A 25,143-nucleotide genomic window follows, 5' to 3' on the forward strand; every position below is an offset into this window, starting at 1 on the left:
GGGGTGGGCGACGGGGTGTGGCGTTCGGCGCTCACCGGCACTGGCATGATCGGTGTCATGGCAGATCGCGTAATCGCCGCGTGTGACGGGGCGTCGAAAGGAAATCCAGGGCCCGCCGGCTGGGCCTGGGTCATCGCCGACGGCGGGGAGACCCCGGTCCGCTGGGAGGCGGGCGCGCTGGGCACGGCGACGAACAACGTCGCGGAGCTCACCGCTCTGGAGCGCCTCCTCGCCGCCACGGACCCCGGCGAGCGGCTCGAGGTCCGGATGGACTCCCAGTACGCGATGAAGGCGGTCACGACGTGGCTGCCCGGCTGGAAGCGCAACGGCTGGAAGACCGCGGCGGGCAAGCCGGTCGCCAACCAGGAACTCGTCACCCGCATCGACGCTCTGCTAGAAGGGCGCGCCGTCGAGTTCCGGTACGTCCCCGCGCACCAGGTCGACGGCGACCGGCTGAACGACTTCGCCGACCGGGCCGCGAGCCAGGCCGCCGTCGTCCAGGAACCGGCGGGCACCGACTACGGGTCCCCGGAACCCCCGGCGTCACCTGACACGGTCGCCGGCCCGTCGAAGAGGAAGCCCAAGTCGGCCTCGGCCCGATCGAAGACGGCCTCGACCCGCACGCTCAACGCCAAGTTCCCCGGCCGCTGCGTCTGTGGCCGGTCCTACGCGGCCGGCGAGCCCATCGCCAAGAACCCGAAGGGCTGGGGCCACCCGGAATGCCGTACGGGCGCGGGCGCCGCGGAGTGACGCGGGCGGGCTGCCGGGCCGGTGGGTGACGTGACGCGGGCGGGATCCGCGTGACGCCGGCCCCGGACGTCGCGCCCGGACCGGACCTCGCCGCCGATCCCGCGGCTCCGGCGACTCCGGGTCCCTGGGACGGCCGCCCGTCCCTGTGGCTGCTCAGGACCCCGGGGCGCGGAGAACCGCAGCCCCCACTGGACGACTCCGCTCTCGACGCGGACGAGCGCGCCCGGGCGGCCGCCTTCGTGCGGAGCTCGGACCGCGACCTGTACCTGGCCGCACACATCTCCCTGCGTCGGCTCCTGGGCGCCTGTCTGGGGACCTCGCCGGGGAGTGTCCGGCTCACCCGCGAGCCGTGTCCGCAGTGCGGCGGCCCGCACGGGCGCCCGGCCCTGCCCGGCCCCCACCCGCCGCTGCACTTCTCGCTCTCGCACTGCGCGGGGCTCGTCCTGATCGGCGTGGCGGGAAGCCCGGTGGGTGCGGACGCCGAGCGGGTGCCGGACCCCGGGACCGTGGACGACCTGGTGAAGGTGCTGCACCCGGCGGAACGCGCCGATCTCGCCGCGCTCCCGACGGAGGCACGCGCCGCGGCCTTCTGCCGGGTGTGGTCCCGCAAGGAGGCCTACCTCAAGGGCGTCGGCGTCGGCCTGGGCCGCGCCCTGGACGCCGACTACGTGGGTGACCGTCCACGCCACGACGCCGTCCACCCCTCCGGCTGGTGCCTGCGCTCCCTCGACCTCGGACCGCTGCGCGGCACATACGCCGCCGCGGTCGCCCTGCGGGACACCGCGCCGCCGGCCCTGCGCATCCTGCCCGACGCGTACCCGCACACCCCTCAACAGGTGCGCCGCACATAACCGTCGCTGCCGGGATTCGTCACGTCGTGGTCCCTGCGGACGATGTCCAATCGCTTTCCGAACGCGCGGCAGGCCTTGCGCAGGCCGGCGTCGGTGTACTCGATCACCACGACCCGGTCGCCGAAGGCCTTCGCGTACACACCGCACTCGTCGTAGGCGCCGCATTCCTCGGCGACGGCGAAGTCGGCTCCCAACCGATGGCTGTCGGGGGCCAGTTCGGCGGTGTTCTTCTGGCCGACGGCGAGCCCGGCCCGGTGTCCGCGCTTCACCAGCAACGACATGAACGCCTTCGCGTCCCGCGCGCTCAGCAGGCCCTTCGAGCGCGTGTAACTGTCGTAGTTGTCCGGCTCAACCGCGTCGAAGCCATGGTCTGCGCAGCCGTCGATCCAGGGGCCGACACGGGCGGCCACCCGCTCGCGCTTCCTCGCCGTGCCGATGTCGAGGAGCGGCTCGTCCCAGTCCCGGTCGACGACGACCCGGCCGTTCCGGTCGCGCAGCAGCAAGTCGTCGGGCCAGGCGTCCCGTTCGTCGGGCTGCGCCTGGAAAGCGTTGACGTAACAGATGTTGTACAGGCCGGGGGCGGGCCGTGCCGCCCGGTCGCGGCTCACGACGCCGACGTCTTTCGCAGGCGGATAGGCACCACCGATCTGGTAGTCGAAGCCCGCGTGCCGGGGCGGCGGACTCCAGTGGCCCCCGCCGCCTCCGCCCTTCCCGGCACCGGACGAGCACCCGGCGACGAGCGAGGACAGCAGGCCGGTGATCAGGACAGGGATGAGTATGTTCGTGTCGCGTGACGCCATGCCCCATTTGATCACCGCCCCACCCTGCGGGACGGGTCAGGCGTTCACCTGGACGGCGTCCGACTTCACGGTGCCGCCCGATCCGCACATGACCAGCTGCATGTCGATGGTCTCGCCGGGGGAGCCACTAGTGTTTCCGGTACCGGACCTTTCAGGGGAGTTGCGTTGACCAGACTGCGCTGCGCCGTGCTCGACGACTACCAAGGCGTGGCCTTGTCCATGGCGGACTGGACCAGAGTGGGGACGGACGTCGAAGTCCGCTCCCTGCAGCGCTACTTGCCGACGGAGGACGCCGTCGTCGCGGCGGCCGGCGACTGCGAGATCGTGGTCGCGATGAGGGAGCGCACCCCCTTCACGGACACCCTCTTCGCCCGCCTTCCGCAGCTGCGTCTCCTCATCACCTCGGGGATGCGCAACGCCTCCATCGACCTGGCCGCAGCGGCTCGGCACGGCGTCACGGTGTGCGGCACCGCCAGCAACTCCGAGCCGCCCGTGGAACTGACGTGGGCGATCATCCTCGGCCTCGCCCGGAACGTGGTGCGAGAGAGCAACGCCCTGCGCGACGCGGGCCCCTGGCAGAGCACCCTCGGCGCCGACCTGCACGGACGCCGCCTCGGCCTCCTCGGGCTCGGGAAGATCGGCACCAAGGTCGCCCGCGTCGGCCAGGCCTTCGGCATGGAGGTGGCCGCGTGGAGCGAGAACCTCACCGAAGAGCGTGCGGCGGCTGCCGGTGTCACCTTCGCGCCCTCCAAGGAGGAGCTCCTGGAGAGCAGCGACTTCGTCTCCGTCCACCTCGTACTCGGCGACCGCACGCGCGGCCTGATCGGCGCGGACGAAATCAAGCGCATGCGCTCCACCGCCTACCTGGTCAACACCTCGCGCGCCGCGATCGTCGACCAGGACGCCCTGGTACGTGCCCTGCACGACGGCTGGATCGCGGGCGCGGGCGCCGACGTCTTCGAGACGGAACCGCTCCCGGCCGACCACCCGCTGCGCACCGCCCCGAACTTCCTCGGCCTGCCACACCTCGGCCATGTCACCCGCCGCAACTACGAGGGCTATTTCGAGGGCGCGGTCGAGGACATCGAGGCGTTCCTCGCGGGGAGCCCTGTGCGCACCCTGACGGCCTGAGCCGGGAGAGAGGAGGGCCGGGCCGGGCGCGGGGCGAACGGCCCGGCCGGGTAGGGTCCGGCGGTACGTGTGAGGCCACGGGGGCCGCACGTTTTCGGCGGTGACGGGGGCAGGGACGATGCGGCGCTGGATCAAGGTGGCGGTGGCGGCCGCGGCAGTCCTCGGCCTGGGTGGCTACATCGCCGAGCCGTATGCGCAGGACTGGTGGCTCGTCGGACGCGCCTGCGACGGTGCCCTGCCCCGCGACTCCGTCGCACAACTCACGCCCGACGACGCGCAGTTCACCGAGGAGGAGTCGCACGGCGTTCCGGAACTCGGCTTCTACGGTTGCAGTCTCGCGTTCGACGGGGACCACTCCGAGGGTGTGGCGCTGTTCGCCATGTCGGCGTACACCGGCCGTGACGACCAGGACCGGGAGTTCAAGCGGGCCTTCACGGAGGGCGGCTTCGCCCCGCAGACCGTGTTGTCGGGCGGGCTGCCCGGAATCGTCGACGACTTCGGAGTCATTCGGATCGTGACGCCGTGCCCCGCGCTGGGCAAGGACGCCGAGGGCCGGCAGCGGAAGATGCTGGTCCGCGTCGGGATGTCCCGGAACGCCGACAGGAGTGACTTCGAGGCCGTCTACCGTACGACCGTGGCCCTCGCCAACTCGGCTTCGAAGAAGCTCAGTTGCGGCGCCCGCCCCCTCAAGGTGCCGCACAGGACCACCGGGTTCGACACCGAAGAGCGATGGCGGCGAGCCGTGTCCCCGGCGAAGGCGGAAGGCACGGGGTGTGACTGGCTGGCCCGGGCCGGTCTCACGGAGGACAAGGGATGGCGCCTCGCGGCGGAGGCGAACGACGCGGCGCCCGTGAGCGCCTGCGACCTGCGCACCGAAGAGGGCGAGGGCGCGTACCGGGCAGGTATGACGTTCGGCGCCTGGTACGGGGACTGGAGCAACCGCCTCACGGCATCGGACGACAACGGCGTACGCCGGCCCCTGACCGCCACGGCCCGCTGCGACGGCGAGGCGGCCAACTTCGCGCTCGACGCGACGAAGGACACCCCCGGCGTCGACAAGGCGGACCGGCGGAGACTGCTCAAGGAGTTCGCCGAGGACCAGGTGCGGCGGCGCGGCTGCTCCGGACTGCGGCTCTTCTGAGCGACAGCGACGCAGCCCGGCCCTTCTGAGCGATAGCGAAGCAGCCTCGGTTCTTCCGAGCCGGAGCGATGCGGCGCCGCCTGTCAGAAACGCTCGACGTTGACCATCCACAGGGCCCGAACGTAGTAGTCGTCCATCAACTGCCGCATGGCCGTCGCGCGTTCGGTAGGAACGCCACGTTCCTTCGCCCATCGGTCGAGCACCGTGAACATCTGGCGACGGCCGTCCATCACGTTGCCGCGCAGAGGTCCCGACGGGGCCCGGTCGGCGATGTCGCCCATCGGCGGACGGGTCGTGAGCCGGCGCGACGCGGGACGGAAGGTGCCGCGGCTGTGCTTGCCCACCGACGCGTCGAACGCCGCGACGTCCTTGATCGTGCCGTCCTTCGCGTAGCCGGACCGCAAGGCCATGAGGGTGCCGATGTGGTCGGCCAGGTCCTGGAGGTCGTTGTCGGTCCAGGTCGTGGGGGTCGCGTACTTGTCGCCGGGCCGGTACGAGGGGTCCCCGCCCTGCCGGGTCAGCCGCTCCAGATAGTGCGCGAGCTGGGCGCGGTGCGCGTCGTAGAGGATGGCGAACGCCTCGGGATCCTTGGCGAGTTCGACGATCAGATCGGGGATGTCGGCACTCACGTCCGCGTACCGGTCGCCGTACTCGAAGGTGGCGTGGGCCTCGCCGGGGGAGAGGAAGCGGCCCAGCCGGACCCAGCCGTGGCTGTCCAGGGCGGCTTCGGCCGGGGGCGCGGCAGGTCCGGTCGCGTCGTCTGCCCTGAACCCCCCGAAGTCGTCGTCGCGCAGAGCGTCCACCTCGTACTCGGCGAGCATCCGCGCCACCGAGGGTGCGAGGGCCGCCGGGATCTCGCGGTCGCTGAGGGCCGCGGCCACGGCGTAGGCGCTGCGGGCCTGCGCCATGGTGTGCGGCCTTCCGGGACCGGACGCGCGCGTGCCCGCGTCGATGACCCGGCCGAGGGCGCGGGCCCCGTCCCCGCAGAACCCGTCGTGCGCGAGAAGCTTCTTCGCGCCACCGAAATGATCCATGCTGTCACCGGGATCCAGCGCCTTGGTGGCGGCGGCGGGATCGCCCACGAGGGCGCGCGTCGCGTCCGACACCGGGGTGCAGGGTTCGGCGTCGGCACCGGATCCGGCGAGGACCAGCGGCACGGCGACCGCCGCGACGACGGCGACCGCCACCGCCGAGGACAACAGCCGGTGAGCACGCAACCGGCCGGTCAGGCGCCGCACCGCGGTGGCACCGGCACCGCTCGCCGGTGCCGCGTCGCCGTGATCGTCATCGCTCTTGTCGTCGTTCTCGCTCACGGCGCTGCCGCCGCTTCCCCCATCGCGCATCCGGGCAGAGTAGCGGCCGGTGGGGCTGCGGGCGCGGGCGGGGGAGCGCGCCGAGGACACGTGGACCGCACGCCTGGCGAAGAACCGACTGTCGTCGTGCCACCCGCTGATGAACTACCTCCGGGTGCACGGCAGTTGACGCCACGGGATTTGCGCCCCACCGACCGCAGCGACACCGGACAGAGAGACCCTGGGCGCTCGAACGCCCCCTGCGCTTCGAGGAGATCGGCCCCGAGGCGGCGAAACATGCCGTGTTGTCCCGCCGCGCCTGGAGGGAGGAAGCGGCGGTCGACTCGCTCATGACCTGTCTGGCCCGCTCGGTCGGGCGCCCCGCGCCGGTCACCGACGAGGTCCCGCGCGTCCTCAGCCGCCCGGTCCGCACCTTCACGCAGTGGGCCGCGGAGCATGCGGGCGCGTTCCGACACTGAGAGGCACGTGCGCTGCCCGGCGAAACCCGGAAATCCGACGGCAAAACCGCAGCTCAAGGGTTCTCGCAGGTCACGATGGGTGGCGTAACTTCGGCGTAACACGGCAGGTCTGGGCGGTGGGGTAGCTTCAGGTCCGGAAAGCAGGTGACGAACGGTGGCGAACCACCCCACGCGTGACGAACAGCCTCAGCAGCCGGGCCGGCCCCCGCACCCCGGCGGCACCCCGCCCCGGGCCGAGCGGGCGCGGCGGGCCGCCGACACGCTTCGTCAGCAGATCACCTCCGGCGTCTACGCGCACGGGATGTTGCCCGACGAACGCGAGCTCGGCCATGCGCTCGGCGCCACCCGCAATGTCATCAGGGAATCCCTCGCGCTGCTGAGCGACGAGGGACTGATCATCCGCAGGCGTGGCGTCGGCACCCGCATCGTGACGGCGAAGTACGGGCACGGCCTCGAACGCCTCACCGGCCTCGCGGAGACGCTCGTCGACTACGGCACCGTGACGAACGAGGTGCGTGCGGCCCGGATCGTGCCGCACGCACCGAAGGCGGTCACCGAACGGCTCCGGCTCCCCGACGGGTCCGGGGCCGTGTACCTGGAGCGCCTGCGGAGCCTGGACGGCCGTCCCCTCTCCGTCGACTCGACCTGGCTCGCCCCCGACATCGGCCGGCCCCTGCTCGACCGCGATCTGGCCCACCGGGACGTCTTCGACCTCATCGAGGAGGCGACGGGACACCGCCTCGGCAGTGCGGAGGTCACCGTGCACGCCGTCACCGCCGAACCGGACACCGCGCGGCTCCTCGAAATCCCCGCGGGCGCAGCCCTGTTCGCGATCGACCGCCTCACGTGTCTTGCCGACGGCCGCCCCGTGGACGCGGAGACCCTGCGGGTGCGCGCCGACCGGTTCGCCCTGCAGGCCCTGGTCCACCGGAGCCCCGTACCGCCCCGCACTTGACCGAAGTCCCCCGCACGCACCGCCCTCTTCCGGAGGCACCCCCATGTCCATGGACCTCGATGTCCTCACCCTGTTGCTCCTCGCCCTGTTCGGGCTCGCGGGAGGCATCGGGATCACCGCGGTGGGGCCCGGCGGTGTGCTGCCCACGATCGGGATGTTCCTGCTGACGGGGCTCTCCCCGGCCGGCGTCGCGGGCACCGCCATCGCCACCCATGTGGCGACCGGCGCGCTCGGCACGGCCGCGTACACCCGCTCGGGACAGCTGCGGGACGCGGTCACGCGGCGCACGGCGACGGTCCTCGCCGTGGCCGCACTCGTCGGCACACCTCTCGGTGTCCTGCTCAACACCCTTGTATCGGGGCGGGGGTTCGGAATGCTGCTCGCGTGCGCCGTCACGGTGACGGGAGTCCTGGTGTGGGTGCGCGAGCACCGTACGCCGGTCGCGGGGAGCGAGCCGGTGAGTGTGCCGCGCGCGCTGACCGCCTTGGTGGGCTTCGGAGTTGCCGTCATGGCCGGGCTCTTCGGCCTCGGCGGTCCGATGCTGAGCGTGCCTCTCCTGGTCGTCTGCGGGCTCCCGGTGCTGTCCGCGCTGGCCGCGGCGCAGGCGCAGTCCGTGGTGATCGCGGCGATCGGCACGGTCGGGTACGTGCTGCACGGTTCCGTCGACTGGGGGCTCGCCGCGCTGGTCGGAGTGCCGGAGCTGGTCGGTGTGATCGTGGGCTGGAGGATCGCCCACGCCGTGCCCGCACGCCGGCTCACGTACGTCCTCGTAGGAACACTCCTGGCGCTGGCTCCGTACCTCGCCCTCCACTCCTGAGGTCCGGGCCCGCCCTTCCCGGTGGCTGAAGGGCGGGCCCGGCATAACGAGCTCAGCCCTGCTCGGGGCGCGGCTGGAACGTGCCGCCGTACATCGGCAGTCGCACGCTGGAGCCGTACCTCTCCAGCTGGGCCCAGGGCCGGTTGAGGCCCGAGGAGCCGAACTCGCGGACGCGGGTGACGGCGTCCAGGTCGAGGACGTCCGCCAGGAGTTCCTGGCCGGGGCCCGCCTGCTGGCGGACAGTGCCCTCGGGGTCGACGATGACGCTGGTGCCGACGGCGGCGGGGTCCGAGGCGTTGACGTTCACCACGTACACCTGGTTCGTCCAGGCGTTGGCGCGGGCACAGACGATCTCCATGTCGCGGTCCCTGGTGGTGGTGAGGGTGGGCTGGACGATCACTTCGGCGCCCAGCCAGGCGAGCTGGCGCGCGGTCTCGGGGAACGAGCCGTCGTAACAGATCGCGAGGCCGATCCTGCCGATGCCGGGCATGTCGAAGACGACGAACTCGCTGCCGGGCGCCGTCGTTTCGTATGGCTGCCAGGGGAAGACCTTGCGGTAGCGCGCGACGATCTCGCCCTGTGGGGAGACCGCGAGGGCGGTGTTGTAGACGGTGCCGTCGGCGGCGCGCTCGTAGACGCTGCCGGGTATGAGCCACAGGCCCGTCTCGCGGGCGAGGTCGCAGATACGGTCGGTGAGCGGCCCGGGGACGGTGACGGCCGCCTTGTCCATCCAGTCCTCGCGGGCGTCGAACAGGGGCGCCTCCGCGGACAGCATCAGCTCGGGAACCACGACGAGCTGGACGTGCGGAAGCATGGCGCGGGTCGCGCGGACCCGGTCGGCGAACAGCGCCCACGTGGCCTCGGGATCGAAGGGGACGGGCGCGGTCTGTACGGCGGCGATGCTGAGCGTGCGCATGGATCAGTCCTCGGTGACAGTCAGTCGGGTGACGGCGGTGCGGCCGTCGCGGAAGAAGGGGCGGAAGCGGTGGCGCAGCGCCAGCATCACGACCAGGCCGAGCAGGACGGAGCCGATGCCCAGCAGGAGCACGCCGCCGACGCCGAACAGTGAGGTGGAACCGTACGAGGGATCGGTCATGTCGACCGCGCTGCGGACGAACGCGGCGAGCATCATCAGTCCGCCGACGAGCGGCAGCACACCCTTGAGGAGCGCGTCGCGCCAGGACCGGCGCAGCTGCCCGCGGAACAGCCAGGCGCAGGCCAGGCCGGTGACGCCGTAGTAGAGCGCGATGAGCAGGCCGATCGAGAGGATCGCGTCGCCGAGGAAGGCGGGCGAGAGCCAGGTCAGGGCCGCGAGGAGAGCCGCGGCCGCCGCGCCCATGAAGACGGTGCCGAACGACGGCGTGCGGTGGCGAGGGTGGATGCGGGCGAACGCCCGGGGCAGCGCGCCGTGGACGCTCATGGACAGCGTGGCCCGCGAACTGCCGACGACGCAGGTGAGCAGCGCGGAGATCGCGGACACGCACACGGCGAGCTGGACGCCCTTCGCGAGTGCCGTGCCGAGCACGGGCGGTCCGAGTGCGGACAGGACGTCGGCCGCGTTGCCGGCGTTGCCGAGTCCCAGGCCCGAGGTGCCCGTCCCCGCGAAGCTGATCGCGGCGACCGCCGTGAACAGATACGTGACCAGGAGGACGAGCGTCGAGATGAGCGCGGCTCTGCCGGGGGTGCGCGCGCTGTCGCGCGTCTCTTCGTTGACGGTGAGCAGCGCGTCCCAGCCCCAGTAGATGTAGAGGCAGAGCAGGACCGCCTTGGCGAACGCGCCGAAGCTGTCGAAGCCGAACGGGTCGAACCAGGCGAGCGAGGGCGTGAGCGCCCCGTGCCGGGCGAGCGCGGCGGCGCCGAAGCCGAAGAGGGCGACGAGTTGGAGCCCGAGCAGGACGTACTGGACGACCGCGGCGAGCTGGAGGCCGCGGTACGCGATGACGGTGATGGCCCCGATGAGCAGCGCCGCGGTGACGGCGACCGCGGTCTCGTCGGAGGCCAGTGAGTCCAGGCCGAGGAGCCCGAGGAGGTATCCGGCGCCCACCTGGGAGAGCGCGGCCATGGCCGTCACCGTGGCGAACTGGGTGACCCAGCCGCCCAGAAGCCAGCCGGACGAGGGGCCGAAGGCGCGCGTCGTCCACACGAAGGTGGTCCCGCAGTCCGGCATCTCCTTGTTGAGCTCGCGGAAGGCGAACGCCGTCAGCAGGATCGGCACGAATCCGAGGAGCAGCGCGGCGGGCGCGAGGTGGCCGACGGCCACCGTCACGAAGCCGAGGGTCACGGCGATGCTGTAGGCGGGGGCGACCGAGGAGAGGCCGAGCGCCACGGAGGCGAGCAGTCCGACGGACCCGCTCCGCAGGCCCTTGGAGGGCGGCGGGGACGTGGTGGTAGGGGCGAGTGTCTGAGGGGGATCAGGGTTCACGGCGGCCTTCTGGTCAGCGGCGACGTTTCGTTAAACCGAGATTTAACGAACGGGCCATGAGACCTGTCAAGAGCGAGTTCGGTATCTTTACCCCGGCATCAGTGAATCGGGGTGGACCCGGGTCGGACGGAGGCGGTCGTGGGACGGCGCAAGGACCAGGAGGCGCGGCGCGCGCAACTGCACCAGGCCACGCTGCGCGCCCTGCACAGCCGCGGCCTCGAGGGCCTGCGACTGCGCGATGTCGCCGAAGAGGCCGGGGTCACGTCGGCCGCGGTGCTCTACTACTACGACGACCTCGACGAGCTGACGTACGAGACGTTCCAGCGGGCCATCGAGCGCTTCAGCCGCGAGCGTGAGGAGAGCGCCGAGAAGTTCCCGGACGCCCGGGACCGGCTGCGGGCCTGTGTCGAGCACGGCGTCGCCGACGGGCCGGACGATCTGCTGCCTCGGCTGCTCTTCGAGTACTGGCCGCGCAGCCTGCGCGATCCCCGGGCGGCGGCCCTCGATGCCACGCTGACCGAGCGTCAAATCGCCGTGTACTACGCCACGTTGGTCCTCGGTGAGGCGCAGGGGCACTTCGTGCTCGCCGAGCCCGCGGGTCAACTGGCCGCCGGGTTCGTGGCGATGGAGGACGGCTTCCAGATGGAGGTGCTCGCGGGGCGCCGCACACGCACCGAGGTGATCGCCATGCTGCACGCGTACGCCCGGATGGCTACGGGGTTCGACCCGTCGGCGTGAGGTGCCGGGCCCCGGCGCCGGTCGTCAGAGCCCGAACCGGCGCGCCGAGTGTTCCTCCTGGGCGAGCCTGCGCAGCGTGAGCAGCACCGGCTCGAGGAGGACCGCCGCCGCGACAGCGGCCTCGACCTTCTCCACTTCCTCGGGAAACGTGTCGAGGCGGTCGATGTCGTGTTCCGCGACCCGCTCCATGTGCCGGGCGTACGGGGCGAGTTCGGGCGTGCCAAAGGTGTAGCCGAGGCGGTTGAGCGTGGCCACCGTCGTGACGAGGGTGCGGTACGAGGGGGAGCGGCTGCCGATCTCGCGCGAGGTGTCCCAGCCGAGCTCCTCCAGGAGCCGGTCGACGACCGACATCGCCTCGGCCGTGGCCGGGTCGTCCTCCGGGGCGTCGGGTGGCTGCGGCAGCGCCCACAGCGCCGCGCCCAGGCGGATCGTGCGCCCCAGAGAGTCGTCGTCCACGGCCGCGAGCACCTCGCGTGCGGTCGCCACCGGTACCCGTCCGACCTGGATCAGCGCCCGTACGAGACGCAGCCGGCGCAGATGGGAGTCGTCGTACTCGGCCTGGGTGGCCGTGATCCGCCGCCCGGGGGGCAGGAGTTGCTCCCGCAGGTAGTACTTGATCGTGGGGATGGAGACCCCGCTCAGCTCGCTGAGTTCCGCGAGTCGCATCTCTTGCCCCCTTCCTTGGACAGTGTCACTATCCAAGCACGGGTGCCTGGGCAGCGGCACCGTCCCACACACTCCAACCCAGCCGAATCGAGGGTGACATGGGCGCGAAGACACATGCCGGACGGATGACCGCGGGCCCGCAGGGGGACGTGGTGGTCTTCCTCATCGGCATGCGCATCAACCGCTTCTGGGCCGTCCACCGGTGGTTCCCGGTGTTCGTCGCGATGCCCCTGATGCTCAAGGAGCTGAACAGCGACCGCTCCCTCGGCCTCCTGCACCACATCCTGCTCACGGCCTCGCCGCGGACCTACATGGTCGTCCAGTACTGGGAGTCGAAGGAGAAGCTGCTCGCCTACGCCGCGGCCCCGGACAAGCGCCATCACCCGTGGTGGGCGCGGATGAACCGGTACGCCCGCACGAGCAAGGGACACGTGGGGATCTGGCACGAGACGTACGTCGTCCCCGAGGGCTCCTACGAGACGATCTACGGCGACATGCCCGCCGAGGGACTCGGCAAGGCGTTCGGCGTGGCGGGTCTCGGGGACGGGGTGCATGCGCAGGACCGGCTGCGGGTGTGAGGGGGAGCCCTTGATCCCTGGCGCTGCCGTCGCCTCCGGTCGATTGTCAGTGCCACCAGGCACGATGACAGCATGACAACGACTTCTGGTGAGTTCGTCCTGGCCGATGCCGCTGCCTATGCCCAGGCCGTCGCCGACGCGTCCCTGGCGGCGGGCGCCTACTACACGGGCGGGACGTCCGCCCTCGACGACGACGCGTACGACCGGCTGGTTCGGGCCGTCGCCGCGTACGAGACGGACCACCCCGACGAGGTGCTGCCGCACTCGCCGACCGGCAAGGTCGGGGGCGGCGCCGTCGAGGGGGACGTGCCGCACACGGTCCCGATGCTGAGCCTGGACAACGTGTTCGACGGTGAGCAGTTCACCACCTGGACCGCGTCGGTGGCCCGTCGCATCGGCCACGACGTGACCCGGTGGAACGTCCAGCCCAAGCTGGACGGCCTCGCCATCGCCGCGCGCTACCACGAGGGTCGCCTCACGCAGCTGATCACCCGCGGCGACGGGACGGCCGGGGAGGACGTCTCGCACGCGATCGGCACCATCGAGGGCCTGCCCGACCGCCTCACCGAGCCGCACACGGTCGAGGTGCGGGGCGAAGTCCTCATGACCATCGGCCAGTTCGAGCACGCGAACGAGGTACGTACGGAGCACGGTGGCGCCCCCTTCGCCAACCCGAGGAACGCCGCCGCGGGCACACTCAGGGCCAAGGAGCGCGCCTACACGGTGCCGATGACGTTCTTCGCGTACGGCCTGCTGCCCCTGCCCGGCACGTCGGCCGAGCACGCCGAGGCGCTGCGCTCACTGGCCCACGGCGAACTGATGGACCGCGCGGCCACGCTCGGCGTCAACACGCCCGCCACGACGGCCGTTTCGGGAGTCGCCGTCGACACCGTCGAGGAGGTGCTCGCCCGGGTCGAGCACATCGCGGGCCTGCGCGCCGAGCTGCCGTTCGGCATCGACGGGATCGTCGTCAAGGCGGATCTCGCGGCCGACCAGGTGGCCGCCGGATCGGGCACGCGCGCCCCGCGCTGGGCCATCGCCTTCAAGCTGCCGGCCGTCGAGAAGATCACCCGCCTCCTCGACGTCGAGTGGAACGTCGGCCGTACGGGCATCATCGCCCCGCGTGCCGTCCTCGAACCCGTCGACATCGACGGCAGCACGGTCACGTACGCCACGCTGCACAACCCGGCCGACATCACCCGGCGCGACCTGCGGCTCGGAGACCACGTGATGGTCTACAAGGCGGGCGACATCATCCCCCGCATCGAGGCGCCCGTGGCCCACCTGCGCACCGGCGACGAAAGGCCGATCGCGTTCCCCGACGTGTGCCCGCAGTGCGGCTCCGGCATCGACACGAGCGAGCAGCGCTGGCGCTGCGAACGCGGCCGGAACTGCCACCTGGTGGCCTCGCTCTCCTACGCGGCGGGCCGCGACCAGCTCGACATCGAGGGCCTCGGTGCCACCCGCGTCGTCCAGCTCGTCGAGGCGGGCCTGGTCGCCGATCTCGCCGACCTGTTCGCCCTCACCCGTGACGGGCTCCTGGCGCTCGACCGGATGGGGGAGACGAGTACGGACAACCTCCTCGCCGCGATCGAGGCCGCCAAGGCCCAGCCGCTGTCCCGGGTGCTGTGCGCCCTCGGGGTGCGCGGCACCGGACGGTCCATGTCCCGCCGTATCGCCCGCCACTTCGCCACGATGGACCACATCCGCGCGGCGGGCGCCGAGGCGATGCAGCGGGTGGAGGGGATCGGCGCCGAGAAGGCCCCGGTGATCGTCTCCGAACTGGCCGAACTCGCCCCGCTCATCGACCGGCTGGCCGCGGCGGGGGTGAACATGACGGAACCCGGAGCCACCCCGCCCGCTCCGGAGACCGAGACGGACGGAGCGGGCGAACCGGCGGCCGCCGCGGGCCCGCTGGACGGCATGACCGTCGTCGTCACGGGAGCCATGACCGGCCCCCTGGAGAAGCTCAGCCGCAACCAGATGAACGAACTCATCGAGCGGGCCGGTGGCAAGTCCTCCTCCAGCGTCTCCAAGCGCACCTCGCTCGTCGTCGCCGGTGAGGGCGCGGGTTCCAAGCGGGCCAAGGCCGAGGCCCTGGGCATCCGCCTCGCCACACCGGACGAGTTCGCCGAACTCGTCGCGGACCTCCTTGAGTGAGGTGACGCCGTCTGTGGAGAGGCTGCGCAGATGACTGTCGTGGCCGAGAAGGTGTTCCAGGCTTTTCCGCCGATGAGGCGCTCGACCATGCGCCGCACAGGAGACAAGGGCCGTCGACGGCGCTGCGTGGAGGACACATGGCATCGGGGGATGGGGACCGGACAACGGCCCCGGAAACAACGGCGGGCAGCCACCCGCGGGTCCGGGCTGGGCGGTGGCGGTCTTCAACCTGATCGACGAGGGCATGCCGGAAGGCCCGGTTGCGGCACAGCTCTGCTCCCTGCTGGGCGGCCCGCTGTCGGTCACGGCCGTCTCCCTGTGGGAGTTGCGGAGGATGCGAATCCGCCACGGAGTCGTCCTGCGTGGCTGATCTCGGGCGCATCGTGCTGCCCGGCAAGGGAGTTGATCCTGCGTGATCCAGTCGCACGGACAGCAGGTCCCCATCGACCCCGCAGGCCCGCATCGCGGTGGGCATCGACCTCAGGTGGAGCGCCGGCCCCGGCCCTGGTGTGAGTACGGCACCCTTTTGATGGCAGTCGTGGGGCTCTCCCTGTCGCTGAGCACTTTCCTGGCCGCGGCTCTGCGCTGACAGCACCCGGCCGCAGGAGTGCCGCACGACTCCAGGAGCGCCGAAGGCGTCGGCGCTCCTGGAGTCTCCTGGCCCTGCGCACCCCGATCTGGATGCCACGAGGAGGCACGCGGCGTGATCATCGTGGCGGGCCCGGGGCGGGCACAGACGCGCGGATCGCCCGGATGCAGAGAAAGCTCTCACCTTCTTCACAATTTGTTGCAACGTCCACACCTGGAGTGGCGGACGTGACAAGGCCCCGACAGCCGCCCGCCGGGGAGCCGTAGACTCGAGACATGGACACCACGCGGCTCGCGCGGCTCGGCGCCGGGAAGTACTTGCTGGTCACCAGCTTCCGGAAGAACGGGAGCCCGGTGGCCACCCCCGTCTGGGTGGTCAGGGACGGGTCCGCGCTCGGTGCCTGGACCCCTGCCGACTCGTGGAAGGTCAAGCGGATCCGCAATCGCGCGGACGTCCTGGTGGGGCCGTGCGACGCGCGCGGCAACCCGACCGGCGATCAGTCGCCCGCCACGGCGGAGATCTGCTCCCCCGAGGTGACGGCCCGCTATCGCAACCTGATCGGGAGCAAGTACGGCCTGCTCGGCAAGGTGACGCTGTTCGGCAGCCGCCTGCGCCGCGGCCTCGACGGCACCGTGGGTATCCGCATCACGCTCGACGAGTGACCGAGGCGGTCAGGCCGCTTCACGGTCCCCGGGCCGAAGGGCACCCCGAGCCGTCTCCGCGCGGAACGCGACCACCATCTCTCGCGCGTGCCGCAGCCCGATCCGCCTGAAGTCGGCCTCGAGAAGGTCGAGTTCGGCGAGCGTGTCATGCCGGTCGCGGCCCAGCCGGGCGCGCGACTTGACCAGCCCCAGCCGGCACAGCGCGACACCGCGCGGCTCGTGCAGATGGCGGAACTCTGCGAGTGTCGATGCGTAGGTGTCCCGGGCTGCCTCATAACGCCCGTCCCGGTAAAGGACGTTGGCGCGCATCTTGTGGTTGTACGCGAGCGCGCTCGCCAGATCCATCGCGCGGCACATGCCCTCGGCCTCCGTGAGCAGGGACAACGCCCGGTCGGGTTCGCCCCGCACGGACAGCACATCGGCCACGCCGCGCAGCGACCAGGCGCGGCCCCGCGTGTCGCCCGCCTCGGTGGCCACCTTGACCGACTCCTCGAAGAGTTCCAGGGCCTTGGCGTGGTCGCCGGTGTTGCGGTGCATCTGGGCGATGCCGGACATCGCCCAGACCATGTGCCGCGGTTCGCCGTGGGCGCGGCCCTGTTCGAGCAGCTCCTCGTGGAGGGCGGCGACCGCCGCGTAGTCGCCCTGGATGCGGCCCGTCTCCGCCAGGCCCGCGAGCGCGTAGCCGTGGGCGAGCCGGTCGTCGCTGTGGGCGGCCAGGGTGACGGCGTGCCCGAGCAGCCGCCGGGCCAGGCGCAATGAGCCGCACTGGCGGGCGAGTGTGCCGCCGCTCCACAGCGCCCAGGCCATCGCCCCCGTGTGCCCGGCGGTGCGCGCGCTTCGATAGCTGCCGCGCCACGCGTCGCCCGCCTCGCGGACGCGGCCGAGCCGCCGGTTCGCCTCGGCGAGCGCCAGTGCGGCGCGTGCCCGCTCCAGGGGGCCGGCCGCCGTTTCGAGGGACCGGCCCGCCGCCGCGCGTACGTCCTCGTAGGAGGAGTTCACCCCGAGGGCCGTGCGCAACTCGCCCTGATACTCCGGGGCGAATGCCTTGCGGTACATGTAGTCGTGTCCCTTCGCCGGTCCCGTCGTGCCGCTGCGTTCCGATCAAGAACGTACGAGCGGCGAGGGTCCCGGCGGATCCGTCCACGTATGTGTTGTGCCGTACGACTTGAGTGCTACCTGGCGTCGGCCGGTCATCAAATGGACGTACGGGAAGTACGGAAGGCCGCCCGTCTCCGAAGGGGTGGGGAGGCGGGCGGCCTGGTTCGGATGTTCTTTGACGCTCCTCCGCGTCGACGGCCCTACTCGTCGATGGCCGCGCCGAACAGCGCGTCCGCGGCCGGTGCGCCGAGCGAGCCCGCGCCGTACGTCCACGAGCCGGAGGCGGTGACGCCGCCGGAGCCCGCCGAGAACACCCAGACCACACCGTCGTTCGTGTTCTCGCCCGGTGCCGCCGCGAGCAGGCCGAAGCGGCCGTCGCGGTTCGGGTCGGTGAGGCGTACCTGGCCGCCCCACTTGTCGCCCTTCTCCGGCACGCCCGGCACGTTCGCCGAGTTCTGGTCCCAGGACTGCGCGCCGGTCGCGGTCAGGCCCGAGGCCGCACCGCGCAGCACCCACACGGCGCCCGCGTCGGCGACCGTGCCGATGTCCTCGCCGGCCGCGCCGATCGCCACGTCGGCGTACCCGTCCCCGTTCGTGTCCGCGACGGACAGGTCCGTGCCCCAGCCGTCGCCGCGCTCGGCGGTGCCGGGCACACCCGGGGAGTCCTGCGTCCACCACTGCACGTCGGACGACGGCCCGTCGGGGCCACCGAGGCGCACGCCCGCCAGGCCGCCGGTCATCGAAGCGCCGCCGTCGTCGGGGGAGTTGGGCTCGCCGGTCACGAGGTCGTCGTACCCGTCGCCGTTGATGTCGCCCGACGCCGCCACGGGGCCGCCGCGCAGATCGCGCTCGTAGGTGAGGCCGTCGGCGTGCCCGGACAGGTACGACGACCAGCCGTGTCCCGGCTCGGAGCCCGCCGTCACGCCCGAGACGACGAGGTCCGCGAAACCATTGTTGTCGTAGTCCCCCGTGGTCAGCGACATGGGCACGATGTCGCGCTCGTCGGCGAGCTTGGACAGGCGGCTCGTGGAGCGGCGCTCCAGCGGTGCCTTCGACGCTGGCTGCGGTGCGGAGTCGTAGGCGAAGAGCTCCAGGTCGTCCCGGTCGAGGACGGCTAGGACGTCGCCCGGTGTGTCGTTCGTGAAGTGCGCCGCTGTGACGCCCGTGCCGAACTTCTCGCCGGCGGTGGGTTCCTGGGTCTCCAGCCAGTCGCTGGCGGCGCCGGCGAGGCCGGCCTTGGAGCCCCAGAGGATGGCCACTCCGCCCGCGTCCGTGGTCGTGCCGATGTCCTCGCCGGGGATGCCGACGATCGCGTCGTCGTAGCCGTCCCCGTCCAGGTCGCCCGTGGCCACGGCCTTCCCGAACGCGTCACCGGTCTCGGCGGCGCCGGCCACGCCGGAGGTGGACTGGCTGAAGCGGGCGACGTTGGTGGTCCCGATGCCTCTCGACGACCCGTACTGCACGGTGACGAGGCCGGCGCCCTTCTTCCCGCTGACGGTGGCGCCGGGCGCGCCGACCAGGACGTCCTCGTAACCGTCGCCGTTGAAATCGCTGTTGCGGTCGTTCGCGTGCGTGCCTCCGGGCGTTCCGGCGTAGGCGGAGGGGGCGGTGGCGATGGCCGCACCGGACAGAAGGAGGAATGACGCCGCGGCCAGGGCGGCGGAACGGTTCTTGCGCACGAGCGGCTCCTGACGAGAAGGACGACCGGGCAGCGCGGGGGATGTCCGGAAAGGGCCCGTTCCTTGTCCGGCGCCCTGTTTGACAGCGCATGAGGAGGAAGGGTTGTACGGGAGTTTGCCCCAGGTTCACCGACGCTCCGGGGATCAACTGGCAAACGATCAGGGCGAATTGGAGCATATGGCGTCGAACCGCCCCACCGATTGATTGTTTGTGCAAGAAATCGTCATACATCTTGCAGAAACGAGCTTCCCTCGGCACGGTATCCCCGTCGCGTCATCCCCGGCGCGCTCGTAGACGCTCGTAGACGGGAGATCCCTTGTCCGGGAGAGCTCACAGAGAGCACAGATCCGCACGGCGCCGCACCACCCCGCACCCCTCGCGCCATGGCCGGGCCCGCGCCGTTCGCGCCCTGTCCGTGGCCGCCACCGCCGCGGCACTCGCGCTCGGTGGCCTCGCGGGACCGTCCGCCGCACCCGCCGCCGCGGCCACCACCCCGTACCCCAACCTCACCCCGACCCCGCCCATGGGCTGGAACAACTGGTCCTACTACGGCTGCGACATCAGCGAGGAAACCGTCCTCGCCAACGCCCGCGCACTCGTCTCCTCCGGCCTGGCAGCCAAGGGCTACGACACCGTCACCACCGACGACTGCTGGATGACGCACACCCGCGACGCCGACGGCAACCTCGTCCCCGACCCCACCCGCTTCCCGCACGGCATGGCCTACGTCGGCGAGCAACTGCACGCCATGGGCCTCAAGTTCGGCATCTACGAGGACGCCGGCACAGCCACGTGCGGCGGCTACCCCGGCTCGTACGGCCACATCAAGCAGGACGCCGACCTCTTCGCCAAGTGGAAGGTCGACTATCTGAAGCTGGACGGCTGCAACGTGCCCGTCCCCACAGGCCAGAGCGCGGACGACGTCTACCACAAGCTCTACGGCGACATGAGCCAGGCGCTCCTCGACACCGGCCGGCCCATCGTCTACTCCGTCTCCGCGCCCGCCTACTTCGAGGGCGAGAAGGACTGGCACCACGTCATCTCCTGGTCCGCCGAGGTCGGCAACCTGTGGCGGGAGGGCGCCGACGTCGCCATGGAGTCGTCGTCCGCGCGCGGCAAGTGGGCCTCCATCAAGTACAACTACGCCTACAACGTGCCGCTCGCCGACCTGCAGAGCCCCGGCCGGTGGAACGACCCCGACTTCCTGCTCGCCGGGCAGTCTCAGCTCACCGGCGACGAGATCCGCAGCCAGATGTCGCTGTGGTCCGTGATGGCCGCCCCCCTCATCTCCAGCACCGACCTGACGAAGGCTTCGCCCGGGGCGCTCGCCGTCCTCGGCAACAAGGACGTCATCGCCGTCGACCAGGACGCCAAGGGTCTCCAGGGACGCATCGTCCAGCAGGGCGACGGCTACGACGTCCTGTCCAAGCCCCTCGCGAACGGCGACCGCGCCGTGGCCCTGTTCAACTCGTCCGACGAGGCACGGACCATCACGACGACGGCCGCCAAGGCCGGGCTGCCCGCCGGATCCTCGTACCTCCTCAAGGACCTCTGGTCGAAGCGGACCACGCAGACCACGGGGACGATTGCCGCGAACGTGCCCGCCCACGCGACCGTGCTGTACCGCGTCCACGCCGGCACCGCCCACCGTGTGCAGCCCGCCACCGCGATCACCTGGACACGGACCGGCGGTGAAGGCGCCACGTCCACCTGGAAGGTCGCGCTCGCGGACCACGGCCCGACCGGACTCACCGGTGCGCAACTGCGTATCAGCGCCCCCGAAGGCTGGCGCCTCAGCACGTCGAAGGTGTCCCTCGGCAAGGTCGGGCCCGGCGGCTCGGCCACCGCGACCCTCACGGCGAAGGGCCCCGACGCCAAGCCCGGCACCACTGTCACGACCCTGACCGCGACGGCACGCTACCGCGCGGGTGGCGCCGGTGACGGCTCCGTATCGGGACGCGCCTCGATCGTCACCGAGGTGCCGTACCCGAGCCTGGACGCCGCCTTCAACAACGTCGGCGTGACCAACGAGGCGGCGCCGCCCGCCGAGGGCAACTACACGACCGGCAACTTCGACGGCGGCGGCGACAGCTACTCGGCGCAGGCGCTCGCCGCGGCCGGGGTCACTCCCGGGGCAAAGGTCAGCAAGGACGGCGTGACCTGGACGTTCCCGGCCGCCAAGCCGGGCACCCCGAACAACGTCGAACTTGCCGGCCAGTCGATCACCCTCACCGGCAGCGGCTCCAAGCTCTGGTTCCTCGGCGCGGAGGCCGGCTTCGCCTCGGGCCAGGTCAAGGTCACCTACACCGACGGCACCACGAGCACGGGCAGCCTCGGCTTCCCCAACTGGTGCTGCACGGCGGGCACGGAGTACGGCGCGACGACGGTCGCCACGTCCGACCACCGCAACACCCCGACCGGCCCCGCCAACTTCGGCACCGGCTACAAGCTGTTCGGCAACTCCGTCCCGCTCACCGCGGGCAAGACGATCCGCACGGTCACCCTGCCCGACGCGGACGCGATCCACGTGTTCGCGATCACCGTTCAGTAGAGCCTGGGCGGGCCGGTGCGCCGGATGCCGTGGTCGCGGTGTCCTGCGCACCGGCGTGGACATAAGGTGACGCGATGGACAGACTCCGCGAACCCCTGACCGCGACGGACATCGCGAACAAAAGGCTCGAACTCCTTCCGCTCCAGGTGGAGTTCGCCGACGAGATGGCCGCGGTGCTCGGCGACCCGGCTCTGCATACGTTCATCGGCGGCGCGCCGCTGTCGGCGCGGGAGCTGCGCGAACGCTACGGGCGCCTGGTCGTGGGCTCCCCGGACCCGGCCGTCTCGTGGTGCAACTGGGTGCTCCGGATCAGGGACGAAGAGTGTCTGGCCGGCACGGTCCAGGCCACGGTCGGCCCCGGAGGCGACGGGCTCGAAGCCGAGATCGCCTGGGTCGTCGGAGTGCCGTGGCAGGGGCGCGGCCTCGCCACGGAGGCGGCGCTTGCACTGGTCGACTGGCTCGGGCAGCAGCCCGTACGCACCGTCGTCGCGCACATCCACCCGGAACACGGCGCGTCGGCGGCCGTCGCCACGGCGTGCGGACTGGCGCCCACGGACCGGATGCACGACGGCGAGGTCAGATGGCAGCGCGCCTTGAGATGACGCGCCTTGAGATGACGCACCTTGGGATGACGCACCTCGAGGCGACGGCTCACAGGATCCCGGGCCCGCCACCTCGAAGCGCGCGGGGACAGCAGGGCGTCAGTGCTGTTGGGCCTTCTGCGGAGTCGCCTCGCTGGGACGCACGACGGCGTACCCCTCACCCTCCGGCTTCAGCTGGACGGCCTCGCCCGAACCGCCACGGATCATCGACCCGATGGACTGCGATCGGTGCAACGAGGTGTTCGGATGGGCGGTCCAGCCCACGACCGCGTCCGTGTCCACGAACACCGGCTGCTGCGGCGATGCGGGGATGACCAGCGGGTTGCCCTCGCAGATGAGCCCCAGCCCGCCCTGACCGGTGAAGACGCTGTTGAACAGCAGGGCACAACTCGCCTGTCAGGCGCGGGTCTTCGCCAGGAGTTCGGTGATCTCCTCGGTCGTGCCGGTCTCGCCGAGGCGCGGGAAGATCCGCTCGATGCTGTTGCGGTGCGCCTCCACGTCCAGGTCCGTCATCGCGTCGGTGGCCAGGGTGACGTGGTAGCCGTGCTCGTGGGCGGCGCGGGCGCTGGACTCGACACCGATGCTGGTGGCGACGCCGGTCATCACGACCTGCGTGATGCCGCGGCGGCGGAGCTGGAGGTCCAGGTCCGTACCGAAGAAGGCGCCCCAGTTGCGCTTGGTGACCGTGATGTCCTCGGGGTGGCCGGACAGTTCGTCCACGATGACGTCCCAGCCCTCGGGCCGGGCGCCGGTGCGGCCCTGGGTCTCGTTGCGCCCCGGTACGGCGTCCGCACCGTCGGGGGCGGCGCTGACGCGCACGAGGACGACCGGCAGGCCGTGCGAGCGGAAGGCGTCCGCCAACTCGGCCGAGCGGGCGACGACTTCGGCGCCGGTGTACGGGATGGTGGGTGCGCCGACAATGCCCTTCTGGAGGTCGATGACGACGAGGGCGGTGCGCTCGTCGAGGGTGGTGAGAGCCATGAGTCGGGCCTTTCGGAGTGGATCGATTGCTTTTTGGAGAGTGTGAAGCGCCGGTGACGGGTGTTCCGGTCAGGCTTCGGTGAGCCGCTCCAGCAGGGTCAGCGCGGTGACGACGGTCCGGCGCTCCTCTTCCGAGTAGTTGTCCTGGAAGGCGCGGGCCAGCCATTCCCCGCGGGCCTGCCGGGTGCCCTCCGCGCTCTCGCGGCCGGCGTCGGTGAGGGTGACCAGCTGACGGCGGCCGTCCTCGGGGTCGGGCCGGCGCTCGATCAGCCCGTGCTGGTCGAGCGCGGCGAGCGTGGCGGCCATCGACTGCGGCCGCACGCCCTCGGAGGCGGCGAGACCGCTGGCCGTGGCGGCCCCCGCCTTGCTGAGCCGGTTGAGCGCGGAGACCTGGGACGGGGTGAGGTCCTGGCTGTCGGAGACCTCGCGCAGGCGGCGCCGGAGGCGGCTGAACATCACGCGCAGTTCGCGCGCGGCACGGTCCGCGGATTCTGAGATGCCCTCGGCGTTGTTCATGCGTCCACGCTAAAACCTTCAGCCCAGGCTGTCCAGTCTGGGCTGAAGATCTGGAGAGGGTCCGGGGCACGGCTGCGTGCGGCCTGGAGGGGGTCACGCCAGGTCTCCAGCCGATCACCAGGCCCCGCGCCTCCGCCGTGACGAACGCATGGAGCGCGCCGCCACCAGGGCGATCAGACTCCCGCCGATGACCAGCAGGCCCGGGCCGACGCTCCGGCTGTCCACGACCCTGGAGATCGCGGCGACCGGGCCGGTGCCGGCGCTGGTTCCCGTGCCGGAGGCGGTGCCGTCCCCGGTGTCGGTGGCCCCGCCCATGTTCGTCCCCGTGCCCACTCCCGTGCCCGTCCCGGCCCCACCCGGAGCCCCCGCCTCGGAGCCTGCGGGCGGCGCGGACGGTGCCACGTCGCCGCCGCCGGGCCGCGGCTGTCCGGAACCGGCCCCCGCCTCCGGCCCGTCGCCCCCTGACGTGCCGGTCAGACGTACGCCGAGAGCCGTCATCGCCGCTCCGACGGGCTGGAAGAACGTCGTGCCCCCGGCATCGCAGTTCCCGTTGCCGCCCGACGTCAGGCCCAGGGCGAGCCCGTCGGCGAACAGCGGGCCGCCGCTGTCGCCCGGTTCGGCGCACACCGTGGTCTGGACGAGGCCCGTGACCGTGCCCTCCGGGTAGTTCACCGTCGCGTTCAAGCCGGTCACCCGGCCGGAGTGCAGCCCCGTGGTGCTGCCACTGCGGAAGACCCGCTGGCCCACCACGGGGTCGGCCGCCCCGGTGATGCGCACGCCACGGCCTCCGCCGATGGCGACGACGTCGCTCTGGGCACGCGGCACCCCATCCCCGTAACGCACGAGGGAGAAGTCGTTCCCGGGGAACGTGCCGCTCACCGTGGTGCCCAGTGCAGTGGCGTCGCCGGGCCGTGCGAACCACGTCGTGCCGACCGGGCCGCAATGCCCGGCCGTCAGCAGGAACGCGTCCCTGCCGTCGGTCACGTCGAAGCCCGCCGAGCAACGCCCGCCGCTCGCGAAGATCGGCGAGGCGCCGTCGACGCGAGTGGTGAACGTGCCCGGGGTGCGCTCCATGCGGACGGGCGCGCCGATGGTCCTGGCGACGCCGGCCAGCCGCGACCAGTCGCCCGCGGAGACGGTCGAATCGGCCCGCACCACGACCTCGTTCGAGCCGTAGTCCATCGACCACGCCGTACCCGACACCCGGGGAGCCGCCCGCAGGGTCGCGGCGGCCGAGCGCAGGTCGCGCATGCTGTGGCGCACGACCTCGGCCCGCGCCCCGGCCCGCCGCACGTCCGCCGCCGCGCCCGCGTCGGTCACCGCGACCACCGTCCGCCCGTCCGCGCCGAGCCAGCTGCCCGCCGTGCGGGCGGCGCCGAGCTGCGCCACCAGCCGTTCGCCCACCGGGACGGGTGGACCGGAGGCGCCGGGTTCGTTCGCGATCGCGCGCGTGACCAGCAGGCTTCCGCAGAGCAGGCCACCGACGGCAGCAAGGCGTGTGATCCGCCGGGCGGTGCGTCGCGCGTGCCTCATCCAGACTCCCCAACGTGCGGAACGGCGTACGGGCAAAAGGTCAACGACCTTGAGGGGAACGGGCGTTGAGAACACCGCCCGGCTCGTCCCCTCGCTTCACGTACGTACAGACGGGGCGCCTCGTTCAGCGGGGCGCTGCCCGGTCGCCGCG

24 protein-coding genes and 1 pseudogene are annotated in these 25,143 nt (G+C 71.8%); 14 read left to right on the plus strand and 11 right to left on the minus strand.

What is annotated here, in order from left to right; all coding sequences use genetic code 11:
• The first annotated feature begins 45 nt into the window (after positions 1–45).
• Complete coding sequence (locus tag ACWFR4_RS21120) at positions 46–750, plus strand: ribonuclease H family protein (RefSeq protein WP_453653909.1); 705 nt, start codon at positions 46–48, stop codon at positions 748–750.
• A gap of 50 nt (positions 751–800) precedes the next feature.
• The gene (locus ACWFR4_RS21125) at positions 801–1,601 is read left to right on the plus strand and encodes a 4'-phosphopantetheinyl transferase family protein (RefSeq protein ID WP_453468724.1); all 801 of its coding nucleotides are present in this window, start codon (positions 801–803) and stop codon (positions 1,599–1,601) included.
• On the opposite strand, the gene ACWFR4_RS21130 is transcribed toward ACWFR4_RS21125, so the two are convergent.
• Positions 1,580–2,401: an endo alpha-1,4 polygalactosaminidase gene (locus tag ACWFR4_RS21130; protein ID WP_453653911.1), complete on the minus strand. Its 822-nt coding sequence runs from the start codon at positions 2,399–2,401 to the stop codon at positions 1,580–1,582. The two genes, ACWFR4_RS21125 and ACWFR4_RS21130, sit on opposite strands and share 22 nt — an antisense overlap.
• 219 nt (positions 2,402–2,620) lie before the next feature.
• On the opposite strand from ACWFR4_RS21130, the gene ACWFR4_RS21135 reads away from it, so the two are divergent.
• Positions 2,621–3,532 carry a D-2-hydroxyacid dehydrogenase family protein gene (locus ACWFR4_RS21135; protein ID WP_453654034.1) on the plus strand — a complete coding sequence of 304 codons (912 nt, stop codon included), beginning with the start codon at positions 2,621–2,623 and terminating at the stop codon, positions 3,530–3,532.
• A gap of 100 nt (positions 3,533–3,632) precedes the next feature.
• Complete coding sequence (locus tag ACWFR4_RS21140; RefSeq protein ID WP_453653913.1) at positions 3,633–4,673, plus strand: hypothetical protein; 1,041 nt, start codon at positions 3,633–3,635, stop codon at positions 4,671–4,673.
• 83 nt (positions 4,674–4,756) lie between these two features.
• Here the strand turns inward: ACWFR4_RS21140 and ACWFR4_RS21145 are convergent, their stop codons facing one another.
• Positions 4,757–6,016 carry a hypothetical protein gene (locus ACWFR4_RS21145; protein ID WP_453653915.1) on the minus strand — a complete coding sequence of 420 codons (1,260 nt, stop codon included), beginning with the start codon at positions 6,014–6,016 and terminating at the stop codon, positions 4,757–4,759.
• Between the two features lie 254 nt (positions 6,017–6,270).
• On the opposite strand from ACWFR4_RS21145, the gene ACWFR4_RS21150 reads away from it, so the two are divergent.
• The 3 genes from ACWFR4_RS21150 (at position 6,271) to ACWFR4_RS21160 (ending at position 8,216) form a co-directional block, all read left to right on the plus strand.
• The gene (locus tag ACWFR4_RS21150; protein ID WP_453653917.1) at positions 6,271–6,444 is read left to right on the plus strand and encodes a hypothetical protein; all 174 of its coding nucleotides are present in this window, start codon (positions 6,271–6,273) and stop codon (positions 6,442–6,444) included.
• A 154-nt stretch (positions 6,445–6,598) separates the two neighbouring features.
• Complete coding sequence (locus tag ACWFR4_RS21155) at positions 6,599–7,399, plus strand: GntR family transcriptional regulator (protein WP_453653919.1); 801 nt, start codon at positions 6,599–6,601, stop codon at positions 7,397–7,399.
• A gap of 43 nt (positions 7,400–7,442) precedes the next feature.
• Positions 7,443–8,216 carry a sulfite exporter TauE/SafE family protein gene (locus ACWFR4_RS21160; RefSeq protein ID WP_453653921.1) on the plus strand — a complete coding sequence of 258 codons (774 nt, stop codon included), beginning with the start codon at positions 7,443–7,445 and terminating at the stop codon, positions 8,214–8,216.
• A gap of 52 nt (positions 8,217–8,268) precedes the next feature.
• Here the strand turns inward: ACWFR4_RS21160 and ACWFR4_RS21165 are convergent, their stop codons facing one another.
• On the minus strand, positions 8,269–9,132 hold the full coding sequence (locus ACWFR4_RS21165; protein ID WP_453653923.1) for a carbon-nitrogen hydrolase family protein: 864 nt from the start codon (positions 9,130–9,132) through the stop codon (positions 8,269–8,271).
• Between the two features lie 3 nt (positions 9,133–9,135).
• A complete protein-coding gene (locus ACWFR4_RS21170; protein ID WP_453653925.1) occupies positions 9,136–10,638 on the minus strand; it encodes an APC family permease in 1,503 nt (500 codons plus the stop codon).
• Positions 10,639–10,776: 138 nt separating this feature from the next.
• On the opposite strand from ACWFR4_RS21170, the gene ACWFR4_RS21175 reads away from it, so the two are divergent.
• A complete protein-coding gene (locus ACWFR4_RS21175) occupies positions 10,777–11,376 on the plus strand; it encodes a TetR/AcrR family transcriptional regulator (RefSeq protein ID WP_453468623.1) in 600 nt (199 codons plus the stop codon).
• Positions 11,377–11,400: 24 nt separating this feature from the next.
• On the opposite strand, the gene ACWFR4_RS21180 is transcribed toward ACWFR4_RS21175, so the two are convergent.
• Positions 11,401–12,042: a MerR family transcriptional regulator gene (locus tag ACWFR4_RS21180; RefSeq protein ID WP_453653927.1), complete on the minus strand. Its 642-nt coding sequence runs from the start codon at positions 12,040–12,042 to the stop codon at positions 11,401–11,403.
• A 98-nt stretch (positions 12,043–12,140) separates the two neighbouring features.
• Here ACWFR4_RS21180 and ACWFR4_RS21185 point away from each other — a divergent pair, with 98 nt between their 5' ends.
• The 4 genes from ACWFR4_RS21185 (at position 12,141) to ACWFR4_RS21200 (ending at position 16,031) form a co-directional block, all read left to right on the plus strand.
• The gene (locus ACWFR4_RS21185; RefSeq protein WP_453653929.1) at positions 12,141–12,620 is read left to right on the plus strand and encodes a DUF4188 domain-containing protein; all 480 of its coding nucleotides are present in this window, start codon (positions 12,141–12,143) and stop codon (positions 12,618–12,620) included.
• 72 nt (positions 12,621–12,692) lie between these two features.
• A complete protein-coding gene (ligA, locus tag ACWFR4_RS21190) occupies positions 12,693–14,780 on the plus strand; it encodes an NAD-dependent DNA ligase LigA (RefSeq protein ID WP_453653931.1) in 2,088 nt (695 codons plus the stop codon).
• Positions 14,781–14,994: 214 nt separating this feature from the next.
• Positions 14,995–15,150 (plus strand): hypothetical protein, encoded by a 156-nt coding sequence (locus ACWFR4_RS21195; RefSeq protein WP_453468627.1) that lies wholly within the window; start codon positions 14,995–14,997, stop codon positions 15,148–15,150.
• Between the two features lie 494 nt (positions 15,151–15,644).
• Entirely contained in the window at positions 15,645–16,031 is a 387-nt protein-coding gene (locus ACWFR4_RS21200) for a PPOX class F420-dependent oxidoreductase (protein ID WP_383082714.1), read from the plus strand.
• Positions 16,032–16,040: 9 nt separating this feature from the next.
• Here ACWFR4_RS21200 and ACWFR4_RS21205 read toward each other — a convergent pair whose 3' ends face one another.
• Both ACWFR4_RS21205 and ACWFR4_RS21210 read right to left on the minus strand, forming a co-directional pair.
• Positions 16,041–17,087: a tetratricopeptide repeat protein gene (locus ACWFR4_RS21205; RefSeq protein WP_453653933.1), complete on the minus strand. Its 1,047-nt coding sequence runs from the start codon at positions 17,085–17,087 to the stop codon at positions 16,041–16,043.
• Between the two features lie 242 nt (positions 17,088–17,329).
• On the minus strand, positions 17,330–18,808 hold the full coding sequence (locus tag ACWFR4_RS21210; protein WP_453653935.1) for an esterase: 1,479 nt from the start codon (positions 18,806–18,808) through the stop codon (positions 17,330–17,332).
• Between the two features lie 416 nt (positions 18,809–19,224).
• Here ACWFR4_RS21210 and ACWFR4_RS21215 point away from each other — a divergent pair, with 416 nt between their 5' ends.
• Both ACWFR4_RS21215 and ACWFR4_RS21220 read left to right on the plus strand, forming a co-directional pair.
• Positions 19,225–21,360, plus strand: a complete 2,136-nt coding sequence (locus ACWFR4_RS21215; RefSeq protein ID WP_453468804.1) for an NEW3 domain-containing protein — start codon at positions 19,225–19,227, stop codon at positions 21,358–21,360.
• A 74-nt stretch (positions 21,361–21,434) separates the two neighbouring features.
• Positions 21,435–21,962, plus strand: coding sequence for a GNAT family N-acetyltransferase (locus ACWFR4_RS21220; protein ID WP_453468803.1), 528 nt, complete (start codon positions 21,435–21,437; stop codon positions 21,960–21,962).
• 99 nt (positions 21,963–22,061) lie between these two features.
• Here the strand turns inward: ACWFR4_RS21220 and ACWFR4_RS21225 are convergent.
• The 4 genes and pseudogenes from ACWFR4_RS21225 to ACWFR4_RS21240 all read right to left on the minus strand — a co-directional run.
• Positions 22,062–22,340, minus strand: a pseudogene (locus ACWFR4_RS21225) (AIM24 family protein); the annotation flags it as partial.
• An 18-nt stretch (positions 22,341–22,358) separates the two neighbouring features.
• Positions 22,359–22,943: a hydrolase gene (locus tag ACWFR4_RS21230; RefSeq protein WP_453468802.1), complete on the minus strand. Its 585-nt coding sequence runs from the start codon at positions 22,941–22,943 to the stop codon at positions 22,359–22,361.
• A gap of 69 nt (positions 22,944–23,012) precedes the next feature.
• Entirely contained in the window at positions 23,013–23,459 is a 447-nt protein-coding gene (locus tag ACWFR4_RS21235) for a MarR family winged helix-turn-helix transcriptional regulator (RefSeq protein ID WP_453468801.1), read from the minus strand.
• Between the two features lie 114 nt (positions 23,460–23,573).
• Positions 23,574–24,992: a S1 family peptidase gene (locus tag ACWFR4_RS21240; RefSeq protein ID WP_453653936.1), complete on the minus strand. Its 1,419-nt coding sequence runs from the start codon at positions 24,990–24,992 to the stop codon at positions 23,574–23,576.
• Between the last annotated feature and the right edge of the window lie 151 nt (positions 24,993–25,143).

This window comes from Streptomyces sp. NPDC055140 (assembly GCF_053607285.1).